We start from the raw sequence: 25,060 nt of genomic DNA, 5'->3' as shown, positions 1-25,060 counted from the left end.
AAAGGAAGTGGCAGCGTGAATAAATTTTCAGTAGTAGCTAAAAAAGATGATTGCTCAAAGCAAATCGAAGAAATTATAATAAAACGCTTAACTGAAGCTGGTTGGCAGGAAGACAGAGAAAAACCTGAACTGATACTCTTTGTTGGCGGTGACGGCACCTTCCTTTATGCGGCACATAAATATATGCATCTGGAATATGCCGCCTTTGTTGGCATTCATACTGGTACCTTGGGCTTTTTCACCGATTATACAAAGGATGAATTAGATATTTGTATTCAGGATATTATCAATCAGCAAGGGGAAACACATGGTGTACCATTATTAAGAGTAGATGTTATCAAAGAAAATGGTACGCAAAGTGTCTATGCAATCAATGAAATGCGGATTGAAAATGTAATTCAAACCTTGGACTTAGAAGTGATGATAGACGATGAGTTTTTCGAAAATTATCGTGGTACTGGTATGTGTGTATGTACGCAAGCAGGCTCGACAGCTTACAATCGTTCTTTAAAAGGTGCGGTAATTGATGAAGGGCTGAATCTGCTTCAGCTTCATGAAATTACCGGTATCCATCACAGCCTTTATCATTCATTAGGTGTACCTCTGATACTGAATAACCGGCGTGTCATTTCAATGAAAAGCAAAAATTTTAAATCAGCTATTCTGTGTTACGATCATGAACATATGGAAATAGATGATGTGCTTGAACTTAAGATTTCAATGTGTAAAAAGAAGATTCTATTTGTGCATTACCGCCAGAACAGTTATTTAAAAAGACTGAGAAATTTATATTAGCAAATAAAAAGATCTGCATGTGAAACAGTTTCAGAAGCTATTTCCATGACAGATCTTTTTTAATCGGAATAAACGTAATCAGATAATTTCTTTGCTTTAGCACTGGCATTCATCACTAAACCGATAACGATGAAGTAAGAGAGCAGTGAAGAACCACCATAAGAAATAAAGGGGAGCGTTATGCCGGTAATTGGCAGTAAACCAACGACCATTCCCATATTTTGAATCTGCTGATATACCATCATGGCAAGGAATCCGCAGATCATATATTTCTCAATTGGATTTTTAGATTGTATCGTAATCGTATACAATTTAAAATCGAGCGCAAAACATAAAATCAAAATAAACAATGCGCCGATGAGTCCAAAGCTTTGACCAAAAACAACAAAGATTAAGTCAGTATGCGCTTCAGCGATGAAAATCGTGTCCGGCTGCAGACCGATGCCTGTCAAACCCGCTGATCCTAAAGCCAACAATGCAGTATACAGCTGATGACCTTCATCGATGTAATTCTTTTCCGGATAGATCCAACCATCAAATCGTTTCAGCTTATAGGAAGCAATGAATTGTTCAAGGAACGGGCGTTGAAATAAATAGAGATAGAAAAACAGCGCGCAGACAACCAGTACCAAAATCAATCCTATTGTGAACCATTCCTTGCGTACACCTGAACATAAAGTCATGATTGCGATGCTGATAAAAATAATGATACAAATACCGGTATCTGGCTGTAAAAGAATTAATAATACAGGCACCAGACATGTTTTAATGATTTTATAAAATAAATTCAAATCGCTTTCGTATGTATCTTCTGTTTTATCCTTGTTATGTTCATCTATGATGAGCGCAGTTTTCACAATCAATACAATTTTCATAAATTCAGATGGCTGAAAGGTTCCAATACCCGGTATCTGATACCAGGATACAGCACCGTTGATATCTTCAATCAACCCGCCGGGGAAGTGACGTCCGGTAATTTTCCAAAACATCATGTCCAAGAACAGAACCACCAGCATGACAAGCAAGATCCAATAAACGATTTTAATAAAATCATAAAGCGCATCATTGCCAAAGTACATAATTACGATAATGGCAACTAAACCTACAACCGCCCACATGAGCTGTTTCAAGATTAACCCATATCCGCCATAAGATGCCGGCACCAGCTTTAAAGAAGAATAAATAGAAAGCAAACTGGTCAGAATCATGACAACGATAATACTGGCTAATATGAAATCAAAACGTTTGGGTTCCTTTACTCTGGATAATTCCTGCTTCATAGTTCCTTCACCATCATTCGGTGCTGGATATCCGCATCGAGAAAAATATCTCCATAAGCATGATAACCTTGTTTCTCATAAAATGGCAGTGCGTGAAGCTGTGCACCAAGCTCGATTTTTTTATAACCCAGCTTTCGGCAATGCTTTTCTACTTCTTTAAGCATATAAGCTCCATAGCCATGGCCTCGAGCTTCCTTTAAAACAGCAACTCGGCCAAGATGTGCAACATCACCATGCTTCAGAACACGGCATGTTCCAACAGCTTTTCCTTCATCATCATAGAGACAATAATGAGTACATGTCTTGTCTTCTTCATCAAGCTCAAGACTGATATCAACATTCTGTTCAATCATGAATACCCGGGATCGAATGAGCATGCATGAAAAGAAATCAGATTGGTTTTCGGCAATTTTCAGATTCATAAAACAACTCCTTTCTGTTTGATAAGAAACTATAATAATGGTATCATATATGAAGAGGTGATGGTATGTCAAAATGGCATTCTTTATTAGAATTTATGCAATTTCCGTTAAAAATCCTCTTTTTAGCAACCGTTTTGTTAGGGGTCGGCAGCGCAATAATCAATCCTAATGTAGCATTTTTATGGTCAGTTACGAATCAAAACATCATTCGTGCCAGTGAAATGTTTCGATATATAGGTGCTTTTCTGATTAATATTTTTCCTGTGCTGGTATATTTAAAAGTTTTATCAAAGAAATTTGAAGACAGTGTGCCGGTTATTGTAGGTGTCATTGCCTATCTGTTGATTAATATATCCATGACTTTCTTTTTTGATACAACATTTCCATCATATTTCTATAAGGAAGTCTTAGGTATTTCAATCAACTTTGATGTTTTGCCAATCAGCGGTTCAGGGATTGTAGATCCATATAATATGGGTATTTTTTCATTAGTTATCAGTTATTTTATTACGATGAAATGCTATCAGCATTCGCGCCATCATTCAGTATATGGTATCTTTTCCTTCATTGATCATGATGCTTGGGCAGTAATCACAATTCTGATATTAAGTGTGGTCAGCGGTGTCGCACTGGCATTTATATGGCCTTATATAATCCAAGGGTTAAACCTTTTCTTTGACTTAATTGCCAAGGATATTACGAATCCGATTAACTTAATGCTGTATGGCATGTTTGAAAGAATAAGCGCTATTTTAGGACTGGTCGATATCCCAAGAAATATTTTCTGGTTTACAAGTTCTGGCGGAACATGGATGAATGAAGTAGGGTTAAATTTCTTTGGCGATGTCGCTATCTGGACAGCCCAAAAGGCACAAGGTGTTCAGGCGACGACTACCGGTGGTTTTATAACACCTTATTATGTGATTAACCTATTTATTATTCCGGCTTTTTATATCGCGTATTATAGTTTGTGTACGAGCCGCAAAGACCGCGGGCGTTATTGGCTTTTCTTTTTACTGGCTATCTTAATATCGGTATTCTGCGGGAATCCGCTGCCGGCGGAATTTCTGATCCTGCTGCTCTCACCGATGTTATATGGTTTCTATATTGTAATCGTTGGTTTGTTATATGCGTTCCTGCATATCTTTAATGTAATTATTGGTTATAATTTCAGCGATGCACTTTTATTTGCCAATCCGGGTGCAGGTTTAGATCTTATTCAGTATTTCCGCAGTGCCTACGTTTTGCCAAGCTTAATGAAAATGTTGATTATCGGTTTAGGTGCCGCGATTTTATTTGTTTTCCTGACCAGAGCTTATTTTAGTAAATATGCTTTCGGCCTCTTCCAATTTGTTGATAAAGAAAAGACAACAAATGAGATTATTAATGCTTTGGGCGGTATTGATAATATTATTGATGCCCAATCAACACCGGATAAATTGACGGTGGAACTGAAAAACCGCGAATTGATCGATTATGCTGTCCTGCAGAGTTATGGCGCTTATTTGATCTTGGAAGCGAAGGGCGGTTATCTGATTCGTTTGGGAAATATGTCAACGATTATCCGTAATGAAATATTGCGCCGAAGTAAATCGGTGGCTGAATTAAATCAGCGCAAAAAGCTGCGCGTACGGAAACATAATAAGGCTGAGGAGGCTTGATTCCAAGGCCTTTTTTCTTTCATTGAATAGGTAATTTTGTTATAATAGAGAAAGTGAAATGAGGGTGTAAGAATGTCAGAAGAAGTAAAATATACACCGATGATGATGCATTATCTTGAAGAAAAAAAGAAGTATCAGGACTGCATTGTTTTCTATCGGCTCGGTGATTTCTATGAGATGTTTTTCGATGATGCGAAAACAGCATCAAGAGAGTTGGATTTAGTATTGACAGGCAGAAATGCCGGTGCTGAGGAACGTGTGCCAATGTGCGGTATTCCTTATCATGCCGCGAATGGTTATATCCTGCGTCTGACTCAGAAAGGATATAAGGTTGCGGTTGTGGAACAGCTGGAAGATCCCGCAACGGCTAAAGGTATCGTGCAGCGCGGCTGTATCAGAATTATTACGCCGGGTACGGTAATGGATGAAAATGGCAATGAGAAAGAAAGTGTTTATCTGGCTTCATTGATTGATTATCAATATGGCATCGCTGCTGTTTATTGTGAGATGACTACCGGTGATATGCATGCGCAATTATTTGATCGCAATGCGGCGGGTATTCAGAAGATCTGTTTAAGCTGTAATGTTCGTGAAGTAATTCTGCCTAATAATTTTGATAAGAAATATATCAAGCTGATTGAGGATTTTGAAACTGTGACAATATCTATGTTTAATGATATTCAGCTTAAGGATGAATATCGGTCACTGGTGGAAGCGATTGATAACCCGCACGTTCAGCATGCGGTTGGTTTGCTTACGAATTATTTGGATGAAACACAGAAACAAAAGATGGAGCATCTGACACCAGTTGTACTGCTTGATGAGGAAGACAGCTTGCAGATGGATTTTTCTACCCGTCAGAATCTGGAATTAACGCAGACATTAAGAACCTCAAGTAAATCAGAAACGCTTTGGAGTTTTATGGATCACTGTCAGACGGCTATGGGATCAAGAATGCTGCGCCGCTGGATTGAGTATCCGCTTGTTGATCAGGCGAAGATTGAACAGCGCGAGGATGCAATCGATTATTTGAACAGCAATTTCATTCTGAAGGATGAGCTTCGGGAAGAATTATCCAATGTATATGATCTTGAACGCTTATGCGCCCGTATTGCTTACGGCAGTGCTAATCCCAAAGACTGCGTCAGACTCTTTGATTCATTGACGGCTATTCCGGCTGTTTTAAGATCATTTGCCGACTGCGCGCCTTACAGCTACCTCCAAAATCTTGATCCATGTACTGAATTAAAGACGATGCTTGACGGTGCGTTTGTTGAGAATCCACCGATCAGTATCAAAGACGGTAATATCTTTGTGGAAGGATACAATGCTGAATTAGATGAACTGAAGCGTATCGGTAAATCCGGGCAGGATTGGATTTTAGAGCTTGAAGCTAAGGAACGTGAACGGACACAGATCAAGAATCTCAAGATTGGTTATAATCGTGTGTTTGGTTATTATATTGAAGTCAGCAAGGGGAATGTTCCTTTAGTAAAAGATGAATATGGTTATATCCGCAAACAAACATTGACGAATGCGGAACGTTATGTAACTAGTGAATTAAAAGAAAAAGAAGATGCGATCCTGCATGCTCAGGAAAAAAGTATCCGAATGGAAATCGAATTGTTTAATCAGCTGATTTCACAAATTAAAACATATCTGCCAAAGCTTCATGAACTGGCATCGGCAGTGGCGATGATTGATGCTTTGTATTCATTAGCTATTGTATCAAATGAAAACGGTTATGTTCGGCCTGTGTTCCATAAGACCCATGAAATTGACTTGGTTGACGCAAGACATCCAATTCTTGAGAAAGTGTTAAAAAATAACCGTTATATCGCCAATGATTTAAAAATGAGTGAAACAAATGATATTGTACTGATTACCGGTCCTAATATGGGCGGTAAATCAACCTATATGCGTCAGCTTGCATGCATTGTCATCATGGCCCAGGTTGGCTGTTTTGTACCAGCTAAAAAAGCGCATCTGCCTATTTTTGATAAAATCTTTACACGCATCGGCGCCAGTGATGATATCATGAGCGGCCAGTCTACCTTCATGGTTGAGATGACAGAGGCAAATAATGCGCTGAAATATGCAACAAAAGATTCACTGATTTTATTTGATGAAATTGGGCGCGGAACTTCCACTTATGACGGTATGTCATTAGCTCATGCTATTCTGGAGTACATTGATCAGAAAATCGGCGCTAAAACATTATTCTCTACGCACTATCATGAATTGACCGCATTAGAAGAAAAATATCCTTCTATCCGGAATCTGCATGTCGAAGTACACGAAGAAAATGATCATGTAACCTTCTTGTATAAAGTGAATGAAGGCAGAGCTGATAAGAGTTATGGTATTAATGTAGCTCGTTTGGCGAAGCTTCCGGAATCAGTGCTTGAAAGAGCAAAACAGATATTGGCAGGTTTGGAATCTCAGCAGTCGCTTGATCTTGAAGCGGCCAGTGAATTCCAATTTCCTAAAGAGGAATATATTATCGAGCGTGATGTCTGCGATCAGCTGGCAGCAGTTGATTTAGATGCTATGTCAGCGCGTGACGCATTGGCATATTTATATGAAATCAAAGCAAAATTAAAACGCTGAGGAGGTGTTTCACGTGGCAAGAATTCATACGATGAATGAGCATTTAACGAATATGATTGCCGCCGGTGAGGTAGTAGAAAGACCGATGGGTATTGTTAAGGAATGTGTTGAAAATTCGATTGACGCGAAGGCTTCATCAATTGAAGTCAGAATCATCAACGGCGGTTTAGACTGCATTACAATTATTGATGATGGCATCGGTATGGATTTTGAAGATGCCCGCATGGCCTTTGAACGTCACGCGACAAGTAAGATTCAAAAAGATGAGGATCTGTGGAATATCCATACCTTAGGCTTTCGCGGAGAGGCACTGCCCTCGATCGCATCTGTGGCGGCGGTTGACCTTTTAACAAGTGACGGAACTTCATCGACAAAGGTTCAGGTACACTATGGCAAACAGCTGATGCATGAACGTTTTGCGGCACCAAAGGGTACACAGATTGATATCCGTGATCTCTTTCAAAGAACACCGGCTAGATTTAAGCATTTGAAGTCACCGCAATATGAATTTTCACTTATTTCTGATGTCATTCAGAAATTTGCCTTTGCGAATCCGGATATTGCTTTTCGATTGGTACATAATGATGTTGAGACATTCAGAACCAATGGCAGCGGCAATCTGCAGGAAGTATTAATGCAGATTTATGGCCGTGATCTCGCTAAAAGCGCTATCCGCATTGAAAACAGTGATGCCGACTATACTATCAGCGGTTATGCGGCACAGCCTAATTTCAACCGGGCAACTAAGTATTACATGCTGATTTATATCAATAAACGAATGGTGCGTTCAATGCGCCTGCAAAAAGCGATTCAAGATGCATATGCGCCTTATCTGCCCAGTGATCGTTTCCCGATTGTTGTGCTGAATATTGAAATGGACGCGCAGCTCGTTGACGTCAATGTGCATCCTTCAAAATGGGAAATTCGTTTATCAAAAGAAAAACAGTGTGAAAATCTGATTTATTTATCGTTAAGTGAAGGGTTAAAAAAGGCGCTTCAGGTCAGTGAGGTTAAAACCGTAAAAGAGAAAGTCATTGCGGAAATGCCTAAATTTGATTTTGATGAGAAAAAGGAACAGACCGTACAATTAAACAAAGAATTAGCGAATAGCTTTGAAATGAATGAGGCTGAGGCATATCCAATCTATACCGCTGATTTCACTAAAAATGAAGCACAAAGTAAGCCGATGGTACCAAAGGATTCAGCGCCAAAGCCGGTTCAGCCAATGTTAAAAGAATCAGCTTCCATTTTTGTGCCGCTTCAGCAGTTTGCGAAAAAGGCAGAGCCTGTACAAATCGAACCAGCTTCAAAACCTTTGCCTGAACCAGAAAAAGACGCTTGTATTCCAAGTCAGGAGGATCTCGTTAAACAGGTTGATAAGGTTAATGAATCATTTCCTGAATTAACGGTTATCGGACAATTCCATAATTGTTATATTCTGGCATCGGGAGAAAAGGGCTTGTATGTTATTGATCAGCATGCGGCGCAGGAGAAATATCATTATGAACAGTTAAAAAAGAATATTTTCGCAAAGGATGTCATGATGCAGCAGCTTTTAATACCTGAAACGATTAAATTAACACCAGCGGCTATTGTCCAGCTTGAGGATATTAACGCGATGCTTTCACCGATGCATATTGAGTTGGAATTATTTGGTGAAGACAGTGTGATTCTCCGTGAAATACCGCTATGGCTTAAGAATACAAATTTGAATTATTTTGTTCATGACCTAGTTGATTTGTTTTTAAAAAATAATGAAATATCAGAAGCGAAGCTGCGTAAATCCGCGTTAGCTTCCTTGGCATGTCATTCAAGTATTCGATTCAACCGGGCTTTAACCATGGATGAAATGCGTCAGGTCATTGAGGATTTAAAAAAATGTGAGCAGCCGTTTCACTGTCCGCATGGCCGTCCTACAATGATCTGCATCACCGACGCTCAGTTGGAAAAGGACTTTTACCGGGTAGGATAAATGATGGAAAAAATATTGATATTAGCTGGTCCGACTGGTGTCGGCAAAACAAAGTGCAGCATTGAATTAGCAAAATATTTTGATGGTGAAATTATCAGCGGTGACTCGATGCAGGTTTATCGCGGCATGAGTATCGGTACCGCTAAGGTCAGTGAAGAAGAAGCTGACGGCATCGTTCATGAATTGGTTGATTGTTACGACTTTGATGAAGAATATAATGTGATGATTTTTCAAAGTGAAGCACGTAAGGCAATTCATTCAATGACTCAGCGCAGCAAGCTGCCAATCATTGTCGGCGGTACGGGCTTATATTTGAAATCACTCTATTATGACTATGAATTTCATGAAGAAGAAATTGATGAAGAATTCAGTGCATTCTTAAAAGAACGCAGTAATGATGAGGTTTATCATATGCTTTTGATTGTAGATCCAAAAGCATGCGGCACGATTCATAAAAACAATCGCAAACGGGTGGAACGAGCTTTAATGCGTGCCCATCTTGGTCAGCGGAAAAGCGATGCCGAGCAACAGCAGCAGCATAAACCAATCTATGATGCGCTGGTACTTGGTTTAACCTGTGACCGTGATGAATTATATCGCCGGATTAATCTGCGTGTAGATAAAATGATCGCTGATGGACTTGAGGAGGAAATTCGTAAGCTGATTGAGCCTCATGATGAATCAGTTTGGGATTTACAAAGTATGCAGGGGATTGGCTATAAAGAATGGAAGCAGTATTTCCTGGGAAATCAGACAGTAGAAGAAACGGCGGAATTAATCAAAAAGAATTCCAGACAATTTGCCAAGCGGCAGTATACATGGTTCAACAATCAGATGCATGTGGAATGGTTTGACATTGGCGATGAAGATTGGCATAAGAAGCTGTTTGCCAGAGTTAAAGAATGGCTTGCGAATAAGGGTTAAGCATCATAAACATAGGGATGACAGCCCTTTTTTCTTTTTGATCATCCTATCAAAAGTGTCATAATTCGACCATTTTGTTGATTTGTGGTATATTATATTGCAAAGGAAGTGATTGCATGCGGATTGCATTTATTGCGGATGTACATGAAGATTATAATCATCATCATGATTTTGTTAAGTGCTTTTCGGAATTTTGCGAGGATAATAAGATTGATATCCTGATCTTTGCCGGTGATACATCTACTGGGGCAGTGAAAACTTTGTATTTTTATCGTCAGCTGCAGAAATCATGCCGCGCGAAGGTAATGCAGATTCCCGGCAATCATGAACTCTATTGTGAACTGAAAAAGAATCTGGCCGGTGAGCGTATTCAGACCATGGAAGAATCACAGCATTATTTTGAACGGCTGATGCAGGATGAGACAAGTCTTGCAGCGCATCCGATTGAAACAAAGAATTGGATCATTCTTGGTGAATGCGGCTGGTATGATTTTTCCTTTGATCCAAGCTATCCAAACTTAGATTATCAAAAGCTCAGCAAGAAAAAGGTTTCACTTATCCGCTGGCCTGACCGTAAATTTATCGACGGTAATATTGTTGATGAAAAACTAGATGTGGCACGCACTCAGGAAAGTCTTGACCGTTTGGAAAGACTGCTGGCCGCTGCCAAAAAAACCAATAAGAAAATTATGGTTGTTACACATATGCTGCCAACTCCGCAATGTATTAAAAAATGGAGGCTCCCGTATTTTAATACTGCCGCCAATTATTTAGGCAGCAGCCGCTTTTTAGAATTGTTTAAGAAATATGATGTAGAGATGAATATCTGCGCGCATTCACATATGCGGATGTCAAAAGAAATTGAAGGTATCCGTATTGTTAATGTATCGCTTGGATATAACTATCAATGGAAGCATATTTTAGATGCCAAGGCAGAAATCGCCGAAACATGTTATATATTGGAGGACTGAAGATGAACAATAGCACACGATTATTGAATGCGTTAGCATGGCTTTTAGCCAATTTAAAGAAGAAAGGAAACCGTTAAATGAATGAGGCTTTGCAGCGGGTTGAACTGCTGATCGGCGAAGCGGGTATCAAAACGTTAAATGATGCTTGTGTATTAATCGCCGGTGTTGGCGGTGTCGGCTCATTTGCCGCGGAAAGTCTGGCGCGTTCAGGCATCGGCACATTGATTTTGGTTGATGCGGATACCGTCGCGGAAAGTAATTTGAATCGCCAGATTCATGCCGTATATACAACGATCGGAAAAGCTAAAACGCAGGTGATGGCAGAACGGATTCATTCTTTTAACCGGGACTGTAAGGTAATTGAAAAACCCTTATTCTACTCAGCGGCAGTCAATGATGAAATTTTTGATCAGCCGATTGATTTTGTTATTGACTGTATCGATACAATCACCAGCAAAGCGGATTTAATTGAAGCATGCAAAGCAAGAAATATACCTTTTATTTCAAGTATGGGTATGGCTAACCGTTTCGATCCGACTAAGATTGAAATCTGTGATTTAATGAAAACCGCAAATGATCCGCTGGCTAAGGTTATGCGCAATATCGTCCGCAAACGCCGCATTAAAGGTAAAATACCGGTAATCTTTTCAAAAGAACTGCCGATTACTCAAACACGGGTAATCAATGAAGAAGGTAAGACACGAAAAGAGAAAATGCCGCCGGCAAGTACATCCTTTGTACCGGCAGCGGCTGGTTTAAGTGCCGGCAGTTATGTGGTGCGGGAGCTTATGAAAAAGGCAGAAATAAAAATAGTGTAATGCAGATTTTATCAGTAAAATTACAGAATTTTTATTAACTTATAAGAGGTGATTTGTTTCATCTCTTTTTTTCTTACTGAATCATTTAAAAATCCATGACAATCTTTTAAAAAGCTTCTAAATAGCTGATAGTCAAGGGCTTATGCTTTGAAAGGAATTGCCTTTTTATCAGCTCTATGATAGAATTAGACCATATAAGAATGTCGCTGAATTTAATACAGAACCATGAAAATTGACAGTTGATGGACATGGATAAGTTAACTTTTTTTTTCTTCAAATCCGTTTGTACTAGTATCCTGTATAATTCAAGGAACAAAGGGGGACATTGCATGTTTTCAAGAAGGAAGGTCTTGGTTGTTGAAGATAATGAGCTGAATCGAAGCTTGCTTTGTCAGATACTTGATTCCAATTATGATGTATTGGAAGCAGAAAATGGCGAAGAAGCATTAAAGAAGCTTAAACAATACGGTGAAGGAATTTCACTGATCCTTTTAGATATTGTAATGCCAGTCATGGATGGCTATACTTTTCTTTCTATCATGAAAGCTGATCCTTCTTATTCTTTTATTCCTGTTATTGTTACAACACAAAATGACGGCGAATCTGATGAGGTTGCCGCTTTATCTCATGGCGCTACGGATTTTGTAGCGAAGCCATATAAACCACAGATTATTCTGCATCGTGTAGCGAGTATCATCAATCTTAGAGAAACAGCCGCAATGATTAATCAGATTCAGTATGATCAGCTGACAGGTCTTTACAGCAAGGCATTCTTTTATCAGCGTGTAAAAGAAATTCTGCTGCGTAACCCGGATCGTAAATATGATATTATCTGTTCGGATGTTGAAAATTTTAAATTAATTAATGATGTATTTGGTATCCCGGCCGGTGACCGCTTATTGCGCGGTATCGCTGATATGTATAAAACAAGAGTGAATAATATCGGCATCTGCGGACGGCTTAATTCCGATCGTTTTGCGTGTCTTTTAGAACATAACAATATTTATACCAATGAATTATTCAGTGAAATCAGCACTGAGGTAAATAATTTTTTAGAAGTACGCAATATTGTGATGAAGTGGGGTATTTATTATATTGAAGACATCAGTGTTTCGGTTGAACAGATGTGTGACCGCGCGCTATTGGCTGCTCACAGCATTAAAGGTCAGTATGGTAAATATTTTGCTGTATATGATGATAAGCTGCGTAATGAATTATTAAAAGATCAGGCTATTACTGACAGTATGGAAGACGCTTTGGCTAAGGAACAGTTTTTGGTTTATTTACAGCCAAAGTATCGTATCAAGGATGAAAATTTAGTTGGTGCGGAAGCGTTAGTTCGCTGGATTCATCCTGAGCTTGGTTTTCAGCCGCCTGATAAATTTATCCCTTTATTTGAAAAAAATGGTTTTATTACGAAACTGGATCAATATGTATGGGATAAAACATGCGCTTTGATTAAGGAATGGGATGATCGTGGTTTTACTCCGATTTCAGTATCCGTCAATGTATCAAGAGCGGATATTTATAATGCTGATTTGGCTGATATTTTAATTAAAATTATTAATAAGTATGGTTTAGCGCCTTCACGGCTGCATTTAGAAATTACAGAAAGCGCCTATACGGAAAATCCTAAACAAATCATTGATACTGTAACCCATTTGCGTGAGTTAGGTTTTATTATCGAAATGGATGATTTTGGCAGCGGTTATTCTTCTTTGAATATGCTGAATGAAATGCCGATCGATATTTTAAAGCTGGATATGAAATTTATCCAGAATGAAACGGCAAAACCAAACAGTCAGGGGATTCTGCAATTTATTATTGATCTGGCTCGTTGGATGCATGTCAGTGTTGTTGCTGAGGGTGTTGAAACAAAGGATCAGCTGAGCCGCTTGAGTGAAATAGGCTGTGACTATGTGCAGGGTTATTATTTCGCACGGCCTTTACCAAAACTTGAATTTGAAAAGCTTTTATCTGCGGATAGTCGCAAAGATGCTGAAAGCGAACTGGACGATGTCTGTGAAATATTGACAGAGCTGCCGGTACTGCTGATTGCTGATGAAGATAAAACTTATTGCGAGAATATCCGCAAAGCACTGCGGGGTTCTTATCAGATTGTTGATACAAATAATAGTACAGAGACCTTCGGTTATCTTGAAGATCATCCGAATACGGCAGGCCTTGTAGTGTCGTTAACTTTGCCGAATGATGATGGTTTTAAAATTATCAATTTTATACAGAGTGAGAAGCAGTATTGGAATCTGCCGGTCATTGCGTCATCATCAGCTAATGCTGATTTGGAAAGCCGGGCGCTGGACAGCGGGGCTGATGATTATATTGCTAAACCGCATAATATGGACAGCTTATTAAAACGCGTACAGCGGTCTGTTCGTGACGCGGCGGCACAGCGCAAAATCCGTGAGCTGCAGGAAACCACCTATAAGGATCATCTTACAGGTCTGTTAAATCGTCACGGTCTTGAAAATGCAGTCCGCAGCTTAAATAAAAAAGATCTGCCAGCAGCGGTATTTATTTTTGATCTTGATGATCTTAATAATCATAATGACGAATGCGGACACCGCGCGGGTGATCAGGAATTGACTCAGTTCAGTATGATTCTTCGTGCCTGCACAAGCGAAAAGGATTTACTGGCGAGAATCGGCGGCGATGAATTTGTCATCGTGGCTACTCAGACATCCGCTGAAGGTATTGAAAAGCTGGGTCATGAAATCTGTACCGCAAGTAATAACAAGTGTATTAAAAATGAATATACATGGTCATGTTCAGCGGGTGCTGCCGTTATGGAAGAGCTGGATATTTTTAGTGATGTTTTGGAAAAAGCTGATCAGGCACTGCTTCAGGCTAAAAAGGAAAACAGAGGCAGCTGTTGTTTTTGGAAAGAAGGATGAATGGAATGAGAAATGTCGATGCCAAGCAAACAGCTGTAAATTTTTGTATCACCTGGTTTCAGGAGCGCGATCTAAAGCAGGCAGCTAATTATTTATGTGAAGATGTACAGTTTATCGGTACAAGTGAAAAAGAATTCGCAAATGGCAAAGACGAAATGATGAATTATATCCTTGAGGATATTAAGGAAATCAGTGAGCCATTTCATGTTAAGCTGGAATTTATTTATGATCGGCAGTTAAGTGATACGGTTTATACGCTTTCTGCACAGTTTACTCTTAAAAATTCAGTTTATGCGTGGCATCTGAACGGCTTTTTTGTGATGCGTAAAGATAATGAGGAATGGCTGATCTGTAATCTTCATTTCTCAGAACCAAGTGTAACCCAGCAGCAGGATGAACATTATCCGAATACCATCGTAATTGAGAATGTGATGAAACAACGTCAGGAACTGCTTAATGATGCAATTGCCGGCGGCATGATGGGCGGCTATATTGAGCCTGATTTTCCATATTATTTTGTTAATCAATGGATGCTGAACTATTTAGGTTATGCGAATGAAGCCGAGTTTGTAGAGGATATTAAGGGCTTAATTATTAATTGTATGCATCCGGATGATCAGCAGCGAGTGGATCAGGAAGTAAGTGAACAATTAGCTTATAAGGATGAATATATAGTAGAGTATCGGATGCGTAAAAAAGATGGCTCATATATTTGGGTTCATGATACCGGCCGTAAAATGAAAGCCGAAAATGGCAAAGATGCAATCGTATCCGTGTGCATCGATATCAGTGAACAGAAAAGAGCACAGGCAGAGATTTTAAATCTTTATAATAATATACCGGGAGCTGTTTTTCGCTGCCGCTTTGATGATGATTATTCCGTAATTGATGCCAATGACGGTCTTTTTGACTTTCTTGGCTATACCCGTGAAGAATTTAAAGCGATGGGCAATAAAATGTCGGCAGTTATCTATCCTGATGATTATAAAGTGATGAAGAATATATTAAATGAACAGCTTGCCCAAGGGAATACGATACATAATGAAAATCGTCTGATTTGTAAAGATGGTTCAATTAAATGGATTTCAATTAAAGCTCAGCTTTTTATTGAGGGAGATGAACCATGTTTCTATTGTGTATTTGTCGACATTACCGATGAAAAGAAAGTACAGTCCAGAGTTAGAGATCTTTATGAAGAAGAACTGGCTTATTTCACTGAGCTGTCTTCGGTAGGCGGAACGCTTCAGGGACGAATGAATGTAACTAAAAATATTATTGAAAATTATCTTGGCGCATCTGAAGTTACCGTGGCGCATGTTGGGGATACATATGATCAAACGATTGAGAGTCTGGCGGCTTCTGCTGTTGATATGATTGCCGGTGATCATATTCGAAAGACATTAAATCGTCAGAAGGTTCTCGCGGATTATCAAAATGGCAAAGTGAATTACCGGCTTGAATATCTGCGCCGGCGCAATGATGGATCTACTTTTTGGGTCAGTACCAATTTAAGAACTTATCTGAATCCGGAAACTGATGATTTGATTATATTCTTCTATACATTTGATACAACGAAACAAAAGCTTCAGGAGCAGCTGCTTAAGCGGATTGCAGATTTAGATTATGATGTGATTGTGGATATTGATATTATTCAGGGTACTTATCAGATGGTTTCATTCACCAATAAGCCTGAAAATATGCTGCAGCCTGAGGGTGATTTTCAAAAAAATATTCATGATTTAGCAAAGCGCTGCATGAATGAGAAAGCAAGTCAGGAATATCTTGAAAAGCTTGATTTTGAGTATATGAAAACTCAGCTGGAAAAGCAGGATGTCTATACCTTCGTTGTTGAAATGAACAATAAAGAAAATATCCCTTTAGTGAAACGTTTCCAAGTGTTTTATATTAATAAAGAGCTTGGCCGTGTCTGCATGGCAAGAACGGATGTTACCGATGTGGTGCGTAAGGAACAGAAGCAGAAAGCTGAATTAGCAGCTGCATTGGTAGCGGCTGAACAGGCTAACGCTGCTAAGACGGACTTCCTTTCACGCATGTCTCATGAAATTAGAACACCGATGAATGCAATCATTGGCATGAGCACCATCGCGGCTCGTTCGATTGGTGATGATGAGCAGGTTCAGGACTGTATTTCTAAAATTGGTATTTCTTCCCGCTTCTTATTATCACTGATTAATGATATTTTAGATATGAGCCGTATCGAAAGCGGAAAGATGCTGCTTAAAAATGAAAAGATACCAACAGAAGAATTCTTAAATGGTATCAATTCAATTTGTTATGCACAGGCAGCAGCTAAGGGTGTTGACTATGAATGCATCGTTGATCCAACGCTTGATGATTATTACATGGGTGATGCAATGAAGCTTCAGCAGGTTTTAATCAATATTTTAAGTAATGCGATTAAGTTTACCAATGAGGGAGGCAAGGTTACCTTCTCAGCAGCTCAGCATCGTAAAACGAAGAATGATGCCGTGCTGCGATTCATTGTGAATGATACCGGTGTGGGTATGGATGAAAGCTTCCTGCCGCATATTTTTGAACCATTTGCTCAGGAAAGCACCGGTACAACCGCACTTTACGGCGGTACTGGTCTTGGTCTTGCAATTTCTAAGAATATCGTTGATATGATGGATGGTAAAATTACTGCCCGTTCAATCAGAGGTATTGGTTCAGAATTCATTGTAGATGTGAAATTAGGAATTACTGAAGAAGAGAAGCTTCGTCATAATCAAAAGAAGATTCATTACAACTTCTCACATTTGAAAACATTAGTCGTAGATGATGATGTGGCGGTTTGTGAAAGTGCGGTAATGACACTTGAAGAAATTGGCATCAAGGCTGAATGGGTAGACAGCGGCCGGAAAGCAATTGATCGGGTAAAGCATCTTTGGGGCAGCAGTAAATATTATGAAATGATTCTTATCGACTGGAAAATGCCGGAAATGGATGGCATTGAAACCGCCAGAAGAATACGTGAAATCGTTGGCCCGGACGTAACGATTATTATTATGACAGCTTATGATTGGATTGCTATTGAGCATGAAGCGAAGCTGGCAGGCGTAAATCTATTAATGAGTAAGCCGATGTTTAAATCTTCATTGATTTCAGCTTTCTCAAGAGTATTAGGTGAAAAAGAAGAAAAAGAAACATCGTCAGCCACTCAGGATTATGATTTCACAGGCAAGCGGGTGCTGCTTGTAGAGGATAATGTAATTAATACTGAGGTAGCTGTTATGCTGCTTGAAGACAAGGGATTTATGGTTGAAACAGCTGAAAATGGGCTGCGGGCGATGGAGAAATTCAGTAAATCAGAGGCTGGATATTATGATGCAATTCTGATGGATATTCGTATGCCGTTGATGGATGGTTTAAGTGCATCAATGAATATTCGTCATTTAAGTAATCAGGACGCATCTTCAATACCAATCATTGCTATGACGGCAAATGCATTTGATGATGATATTGAGAAAAGCAAAGCGGCGGGGATGAATGCTCATCTTGCGAAGCCAATTGAGCCTGAACGCTTATATCAAACACTTTATGATTTCATTTTCGGCAAGGAGGCTTAAGCTGATGGAAGATTTTAAGGAAATATTCGAAAATTATGGCGGTGACTATAATTCAACAATGCCTCGTTTCATGAATAATGAATCGATGTATCGGAAATTTTTAAATATGCTTTTTAAAGATGATAATTTAAAAAAGTTAAATGATGCTATACAAAGCGGTGATTTAGAAAAGGCTTTTGAGGCTGCTCATACATTAAAGGGTGTTGTAGCCAATATGGGGCTGACACCGATGTATAATGCAGTTTGTGTCATTGTAGAACCACTGCGGGTTAAACGTGTGGATGCAGATTATAACGCGATGCTGAGTGATATTGAAAAAGAATATGAAAGAGTTCAGGAGCTTAGTCATTTGTTGGAGATGTAAAACTGAATCAGTAGTTATTGCTGAATTAAAATGCTTAAATAACCGCCTGTGGATGGATGATGCCATGGGCGGTTTTATTTATTGAGGTTATAATGCCTATTTTTCATTATAAATTCAATTAATGTTGCTGTAATGGCAGCATTTTTTCATTTTTGGTATTGACAATACCTATAACCTATTTTATTATTATATTGTCATATGAACAGATGTTCATATATTGAGGTGAAACTATGACAGATGAATTAGAACAAGGATCTGGTGTGATCCATCAAGAAATTATTGATAAGGTAAAAGCAGAACTTCCTGCAGATGAGATTTTATATGATCTAGCTGAATTATTTAAGGTTTTCGGAGATTCAACAAGAATCAAAATTATTTGTGCATTATTTGAAAAGGAATTATGTGTCGGAGATTTATCAGTGCTGCTGAATGTTTCTCAATCAGCGATTTCCCATCAGCTTAGAACGCTGAAACAGGCGCGTTTAGTAAAATTCCGCAGAGATGGTAAGGTCATCTATTATTCGTTGGATGATGAGCATATTAAGAATATATTCGATGCTGGTTATAAGCACGTAATTGAAGAATAGGAGGTTTAGTGAAATGAATGAGGTTAAATATTTACTTAAAGGTCTTGATTGTGCAAACTGTGCGATGAAGATTGAGAAGCAGCTTAATAAATTACCGGAAATTGAAACAGCGGTTGTAGATTTTGCTACCCTGAAGTGTGTTATTAATTATAAGACTTATTCAGAGGAGATTGAACAAAAGGTTATTCAATGCATTATTGATACCGAAGATGAGGTAACGGTAATAAAAAAGAATGCTTCGCATAAGCATGAGGAGCATCATCATGAAGGTGAATGCAGCTGCGGTCATGATCATAAGGAACACCATCATGATCACCATGACCATGAGGAACATCATCATGAGGATGGCTGTAATTGCGGTCATGAGCATCATCATGAAAAGCAGCATGAAGCACATTATTTATTAAAAGGTCTTGATTGCGCGAACTGTGCAATCAAGATTGAAAGCCAATTGAACAAGCTGTCTGAAGTTGAAACGGCGGCGGTAGATTTTGCTACATTAAAATGTGTGGTTAAATACAAGGAATTTTCTGAAGCGGCAGAAAAACATGTTATAGATACGATTACTGAGCTTGAGGATGAGGTTGAAGTTATCAAAAAGAATAGTCACCATCATCACGATCATGAATGCAGCTGCGGCCATGATCATGAAGCAGTGTCAGAACGTGTTCAAAGCGGTAAGCATAAATGGAATATCAGCGGTCTTGACTGTGCTAATTGTGCATTAAAGATTGAGGATAAACTTAATACTCTTGATGGTATTAAACAAGCTTCATTGAATTTCACAACCGGCGCCTTGCTGTTTGATATTCAGGAAGGCTATGATGAAAAGCAAGTTAAGGAACTCATGAAGAAAACCATATTATCAATGGAAGATGAAGTGGTCATTGAAGAAACTGAAACAAAGTCGGTTAAGAAAGCCAGTGATGGTGTGAAGCAGCAGCTAGTTCCAATTGTGATCGGTGCCATCCTGCTGATTCTAGGTATTGTTTTCAGAGAGAATAATGTACTGTCACTTGTATTCTATTTGACAGCGTATCTGATTACCGGCTGGAAGGTTTTAAAGAAAGCAATTAAAAATATTCGGCGCGGAGAGATTTTTGATGAAAATTTCCTGATGGGTATTGCGACTATCGGTGCATTAGCAATCGGGGACTATAAAGAAGCTATTGCAGTTTTGATTTTCTATGAGGTTGGTGAAATGTTCCAAAGCTTCTCAGTAGGCAAGTCAAGGGAATCAATTGCTAATCTGATGAATATTAAAAGTGAGATTGCCCACTGCATTAAAGACGGCAAAGAAATAGATGTGCATCCTGATACAGTAAAAGTTAATGATTTGATTCTTGTGAAACCAGGTGAAAGAATTCCGCTTGACGGCGTTATTGTGAATGGCAGCGGTTCAGTGGATACATCAGCGCTAACTGGTGAAAGTATGCCGGCTGAGGTTGAAGAAGGTAATGAAGTTATGGCTGGCTGTGTAAATCTAAACAGTGTTCTTCAGATTAAAGTAAGTAAGCCTTATGGTGAATCAACGGTATCAAGAATCCTTGAGCTTGTGGAAAATGCCTCAAGTAAAAAAGCTGTTACTGAACAGAAAATCACAAGCTTTGCGCGGATTTATACACCAATTGTCTGCGGCTTGGCATTGGCTATCGCGATTATTCCTCAATTCTTTAATACTGGCTATGAATGGACTGAATGGATCAGCCGTGCATGTACTTTCTTAGTCATCTCATGCCCATGTGCTCTTGTATTATCTGTACCTCTTGGTTATTTCGCGGGTATCGGTGCTGCCAGCAAAAAAGGTGTGCTGATTAAAGGCGGCAATTATCTGGAAGTATTAAAAGATTTAGATACAATCGTATTTGATAAGACCGGTACATTAACAACCGGCACATTCTCAGTGACTGAAATTAATGGCAATGATGAAGATGCTCTGCTGCGCTATGCCGCTTATGCGGAAAGCTATTCTACGCATCCTATCGCGCAGTCAATCGTGAAACGTTATGGAAAAGCGATTGATAAAGCTGAAATCAGTGATGTAGAGGAAATTGCCGGACATGGTGTCAGTGTAGTTGTGAATGGCGAGCGTATCTATGCCGGTAATATAAAGCTGATGAATAAGTTTAATATTCAGGCTCCAACGGTCGATGCTGACGGTACTTTAGTTTATGTAGCGAAGGATAATCAATATCTTGGTTATTTGGTAATTGCAGATACAATCAAGCCATCTACCAAGAATGCCTTAGCTGAACTTAAACATTTAGGAATTAAAAAGACGGTCATGCTGACGGGTGACCGTGAGAAAACAGCTTCTCATGTTGCTGAACAGGTAGGCATCGACGAGGTTCATGCGCAGCTTCTGCCAACAGACAAAGTTAATGAAATCGAAAAAATATTATCAAACGGCAAAAATGGCAAGGTTGCTTTTGTCGGTGACGGCATCAATGATGCACCGGTACTGGCTCGCTGTGATTTAGGTATCGCAATGGGCGGTATCGGCAGTGAAGCCGCGATTGAAGCCGCTGATATCGTATTAATGAAAGATAATATTGATGCGATTGGTGATGCTATTCGTGTCGCAAAGAAAACACAGAAGATTATGAATCAGAATATTGCCTTCGTATTGGCAGTTAAGTTTATAATCTTAATTCTAGGTGCATTTGGTTATGCTGATATGTGGATGGGTGTCTTTGCGGATGTTGGAGTGGCAGTGCTTGCGATTCTTAACTCAATGCGGATTCTTAAATAAAATAAACCTAAAGAAAGCAAGGTATTGTGTAATATATACACGATTACCTTGCTTTTTATTAGTTATATATGATCGAGCCTTCACTGCCTAGCTGATAACCTTCAATGATTGTATTAGCTGCCATACTGCCATCCTCATAGAAGAAATACCACTTACCATAAATAAACTTCCAGCCAATTACAGCTCCGTCATTTGTCCAGAAATACCATTTTTCATTTTCTGAATCTAGTTTCCAGCCTTCATGCATCTCACCATAGCTGTTAAAATAATAGGTCAGATTATCAATAGTCTGCCATCCTGTAAGAATATTGCCTGCTTGGTAATAAAGCCAATGACCTGAATCATTTCTTACCCAGCCATTTGCTGTATCAGGATCTATCATTATTTCCACAAAGCGATGCAGCATTGCTGAACCCTCTGCACGATTAACGTAAGCTAATGGATCAAATCGATTGCCGTCTTTTCCCTTGATAATACCTGCTTGATACAATGCCGTTACAGCTTTTTCTGATTCTTTGCTGATTAGATTCTTGTCTGTGAATGGCATTGAAACAAGTGTATCAGGAATTATATAGCCTATCTGTTTTGCGTAATTCATCATCACATCAGCCATTTGTTCACGTGTGATAGGCGCGTTGAGATTAAATAATTCGTACCTGTTTGGAATGATGTTTTCTTGTATAGCCCAATCAATGTAAGGCGCATAAGCAGCATCAGCTTTGATATCTGTCATAGATGCTTCAAATTGAATACCGGCAAGTTTACCCAATGCGGTGATAAATTCGGCATATGTCAAACCGTTTGGGGAAAATTCATTGGTTTTGCTTACTGTAAACAAATCTCTTGCAGCCGCGAATTCAATATCATTCTTTGCCCAATGATCAGTGATATCCGTATAGGTTGGTGTTGATATTTTATAAGCTACGGCATAGGTTGAGAAGTGATCGACACCTGCCATCATGAAACCATTATGATAACTGGAATGATTCAGCCATTCGATACTCTTATCGTCTATATAAACCATAAATAGTCTGCCAAGTGATTCATTTTCTAAAGGCGTATAGTTAAGCTGAATCGCAGCCGAGCCAGCCGGGAACTCTGCATTTACCGGTACATTAACGCCCTTATTGTTTTTATATGTGATAGAAAAATCATAAGCAGAATGTGAATCGATGATTGTCTTTATCTCAGGGGATTTACTTAAATCTGCAGGCATGGCTGTAAATGTCACCTTGCTGCCTGTTGTATTTGCCAGAATGGCTTTCAGCGCAGCCGGATCAAAGCTCATAACTACCATGTCAGATTCAAGCGTCAAGCCCATACCAGCATTCGCAAGCCTTCTAAGGTTAGTACGAGTGATTGACTGATTGATGCTGTTTCCAGAAATTTTATAGCTATCCTTAGGTATCGAAGGTGTATATGATCCACTTGAAGAAGTTGGTATTATATTACCATTGCTGTCATATTCTGTACGGTTTCCGTTTTTGTCAATAATAGTACAGTTTTGGTAGATTGGGTTAGAGACATTGGTGCCGTTATTTTTCATTATCAGTGTGGCCCCGTCCGTGACTGACAGACTGCCGCCGGTGCCAAAACTAAAGCGGCCGTGGCCGCCGCCTACATCGTAGCTGTTTTCGCTTTTTGTCTTGATACTGGTGTCCACACCGGAGATTTTCACATTGCCGCCGTTACCGCCGTTTTGTTGGCGCTGATCGATGCCCGCGCCGCCGATGCCCGCGCCGTCTGTGCTTTCAGCTATTACCGTTCCGCCGCTGATGGTGATCTCGCCGCCGTTGCCATTTTTGAAGGTGTAGCCAACGCCTCCGCCGATGCCCGCGCCGATTGTGCTTTTAGCTATTACCGTTCCGCTGCTGATGGTAATCTCGCCGCCGTTGCCGCCGCTGCCATTGCCGATGCCGCCGCCGATACCCGCGCCGCTGTAACTCGTGGCCGTGACCTGTGCGCTGCCCTGAATGGTAATCTTGCCGCCGTCACCGCCGTTGTCCTCGCCGAATCCGCCGCCGATACCGGCGCCGCCGTAACCCGTGGCCGTGACCTGTGCGCTGCCCTGAATGGTAATCTCGCCGCCGTCGCCGGCATCATAGCTGATGCCACCGCCGCCGATACCGGCACCGCTGTCATCGCTGCCCGTAGCTTTGACCATGCCGCCATTGATGGTAATCTTGCCACCGCCTCCGCCGATGCCGCCACCGATGCCGGCGCCGCCAATGCCCGTGGCTTCCAGTATGCCGGAACCATCTATATTTAGTGTGGAGCCTTCCGGAGCCTCCAATCCGGCGTGGTATTTACCGCTTTTCAGGGTGTTCTCTGAGCCGTCCGCTAGCGTTATATTTGCCTCGCCTTCTGGTGTGATAGCAAAGGCGCAAGCGCCTTTCGTGCCGCTCACGTTAATGTCCACACTAGAAAATGTAATGTCTGCGGTCACATCGGCTTCTACTGTAATCACAGCTTCTGGGTTGGAATAATTTGCGTTCAGCGTCCCGTTCCATGTACCAGAAATGATGTAGCTGCCATCCTTAGTCAGCGTAAAGCCGCTGCCCTCCGTATATTCCACCTTGCCGCCGTTGTCGTATATGATTTTGATTCCGCCCTGTTCGATGTAATTATTTTCCGTATAAGTATTCGTACCACTAAGCAGTACCCTGACTTCAATTGCTGACGCTTCTGAAGCGAGTGTATATCCGCTTGCCAGTTCCGCCACAAAGGTATAATCACCGAACAATGAGTTGTCCTCTGCATCCTGAATGAATGGTTCACAGCTCCAGCCAACGATGTCGATGATGCTTGGGGATATTTCATCCTCAATATAAGCATTGATTGCAGTGGGCAGCATAGCAACTACCTCATCGAAGCTGAACTGATTTTCTTTGCTTATGTTATCAAGATTAAGATTACCATTATTCAGTTGTTCACCATTTATAAACGTCCAATCAGTGATGGATTTGACAAGGGTGTTCTCTGTCTCAAAATCATCTGCCATTATCACCATTGGCAGCTGTGTAATCACAAGTGCTGTTGATAAAAGCAATGCCCTTATTCTTTTTCGTTTCATATAGTTTCCTCCTTATTTACCTTTTAAATTTTTACTGCTTTGCATCGGTGACTGCCGTCAGAAGTTCATGGCAATCATTTAGAATAGGCAGGCTCTGCCGTTCAGTGAGATATCCAGATTTAACCGCCATTTCCAGAATGTAGCTTATCTGTTGTAAATTATCAGCTGCTTCTTGATAATTATCTTTTTGGATAAAGATACCGGCACCGATAACACAGTCCAGCAGTTTATCACAAAGCGGAAAACCACTGTCGTTTTCCTTTAAATAGCGGACAATTTCAGCAATCCTTACGGAAAAATCATACATCCTGTCCTCAATTGCCATAACCTCA

At 40.0% G+C, this 25,060-nt stretch carries 16 protein-coding genes; 12 read left to right on the top strand and 4 right to left on the bottom strand.

Annotation, left to right across the window (positions count from 1 at the left end; translation table 11 throughout):
• Positions 1–15: 15 nt before the first annotated feature.
• The gene (locus DWZ33_RS13330) at positions 16–795 is read left to right on the top strand and encodes an NAD kinase (RefSeq protein ID WP_118455180.1); all 780 of its coding nucleotides are present in this window, start codon (positions 16–18) and stop codon (positions 793–795) included.
• Positions 796–854: 59 nt separating this feature from the next.
• Here DWZ33_RS13330 and DWZ33_RS13325 read toward each other — a convergent pair whose 3' ends face one another.
• On the bottom strand, positions 855–2,075 hold the full coding sequence (locus DWZ33_RS13325; protein ID WP_118455178.1) for an FtsW/RodA/SpoVE family cell cycle protein: 1,221 nt from the start codon (positions 2,073–2,075) through the stop codon (positions 855–857).
• Complete coding sequence (locus DWZ33_RS13320) at positions 2,072–2,497, bottom strand: GNAT family N-acetyltransferase (protein ID WP_022939405.1); 426 nt, start codon at positions 2,495–2,497, stop codon at positions 2,072–2,074. The genes DWZ33_RS13325 and DWZ33_RS13320 overlap by 4 nt, the downstream gene beginning before the upstream one ends.
• A gap of 65 nt (positions 2,498–2,562) precedes the next feature.
• On the opposite strand from DWZ33_RS13320, the gene DWZ33_RS13315 reads away from it, so the two are divergent.
• The 11 genes from DWZ33_RS13315 to DWZ33_RS13265 all read left to right on the top strand — a co-directional run bounded on the left by DWZ33_RS13315 (position 2,563) and on the right by DWZ33_RS13265 (position 21,655).
• Positions 2,563–4,158 carry a PTS sugar transporter subunit IIBC family protein gene (locus DWZ33_RS13315; RefSeq protein ID WP_118455177.1) on the top strand — a complete coding sequence of 532 codons (1,596 nt, stop codon included), beginning with the start codon at positions 2,563–2,565 and terminating at the stop codon, positions 4,156–4,158.
• A gap of 72 nt (positions 4,159–4,230) precedes the next feature.
• Entirely contained in the window at positions 4,231–6,768 is a 2,538-nt protein-coding gene (gene mutS / locus DWZ33_RS13310; RefSeq protein WP_118455175.1) for a DNA mismatch repair protein MutS, read from the top strand.
• Positions 6,769–6,781: 13 nt separating this feature from the next.
• On the top strand, positions 6,782–8,740 hold the full coding sequence (gene mutL, locus DWZ33_RS13305; protein ID WP_118455173.1) for a DNA mismatch repair endonuclease MutL: 1,959 nt from the start codon (positions 6,782–6,784) through the stop codon (positions 8,738–8,740).
• A 3-nt stretch (positions 8,741–8,743) separates the two neighbouring features.
• On the top strand, positions 8,744–9,664 hold the full coding sequence (miaA, locus tag DWZ33_RS13300) for a tRNA (adenosine(37)-N6)-dimethylallyltransferase MiaA (RefSeq protein ID WP_118455287.1): 921 nt from the start codon (positions 8,744–8,746) through the stop codon (positions 9,662–9,664).
• A gap of 116 nt (positions 9,665–9,780) precedes the next feature.
• On the top strand, positions 9,781–10,635 hold the full coding sequence (locus DWZ33_RS13295; protein ID WP_118455172.1) for a metallophosphoesterase: 855 nt from the start codon (positions 9,781–9,783) through the stop codon (positions 10,633–10,635).
• Positions 10,636–10,712: 77 nt separating this feature from the next.
• The gene (locus DWZ33_RS13290) at positions 10,713–11,453 is read left to right on the top strand and encodes a tRNA threonylcarbamoyladenosine dehydratase (RefSeq protein ID WP_118455170.1); all 741 of its coding nucleotides are present in this window, start codon (positions 10,713–10,715) and stop codon (positions 11,451–11,453) included.
• Positions 11,454–11,782: 329 nt separating this feature from the next.
• Positions 11,783–14,365: an EAL domain-containing protein gene (locus DWZ33_RS13285; RefSeq protein ID WP_118455168.1), complete on the top strand. Its 2,583-nt coding sequence runs from the start codon at positions 11,783–11,785 to the stop codon at positions 14,363–14,365.
• A 5-nt stretch (positions 14,366–14,370) separates the two neighbouring features.
• On the top strand, positions 14,371–17,952 hold the full coding sequence (locus DWZ33_RS13280; protein ID WP_118455166.1) for a response regulator: 3,582 nt from the start codon (positions 14,371–14,373) through the stop codon (positions 17,950–17,952).
• 4 nt (positions 17,953–17,956) lie between these two features.
• Entirely contained in the window at positions 17,957–18,316 is a 360-nt protein-coding gene (locus DWZ33_RS13275; RefSeq protein ID WP_118455164.1) for an Hpt domain-containing protein, read from the top strand.
• A gap of 230 nt (positions 18,317–18,546) precedes the next feature.
• Positions 18,547–18,903: an ArsR/SmtB family transcription factor gene (locus DWZ33_RS13270; protein ID WP_118455162.1), complete on the top strand. Its 357-nt coding sequence runs from the start codon at positions 18,547–18,549 to the stop codon at positions 18,901–18,903.
• Positions 18,904–18,916: 13 nt separating this feature from the next.
• Positions 18,917–21,655, top strand: coding sequence for a heavy metal translocating P-type ATPase (locus tag DWZ33_RS13265; protein ID WP_118455160.1), 2,739 nt, complete (start codon positions 18,917–18,919; stop codon positions 21,653–21,655).
• Between the two features lie 58 nt (positions 21,656–21,713).
• Here DWZ33_RS13265 and DWZ33_RS13260 read toward each other — a convergent pair whose 3' ends face one another.
• Positions 21,714–24,728, bottom strand: a complete 3,015-nt coding sequence (locus tag DWZ33_RS13260; RefSeq protein ID WP_118455158.1) for an S-layer homology domain-containing protein — start codon at positions 24,726–24,728, stop codon at positions 21,714–21,716.
• A 31-nt stretch (positions 24,729–24,759) separates the two neighbouring features.
• A complete protein-coding gene (locus tag DWZ33_RS13255) occupies positions 24,760–25,053 on the bottom strand; it encodes a hypothetical protein (RefSeq protein WP_118455156.1) in 294 nt (97 codons plus the stop codon).
• Between the last annotated feature and the right edge of the window lie 7 nt (positions 25,054–25,060).

This window comes from Dielma fastidiosa (assembly GCF_003475485.1).
Lineage (GTDB): Bacteria > Bacillota_I > Bacilli_A > Erysipelotrichales > Erysipelotrichaceae > Dielma > Dielma fastidiosa.
This window is presented reverse-complemented; position numbering and strand designations above follow the sequence as displayed.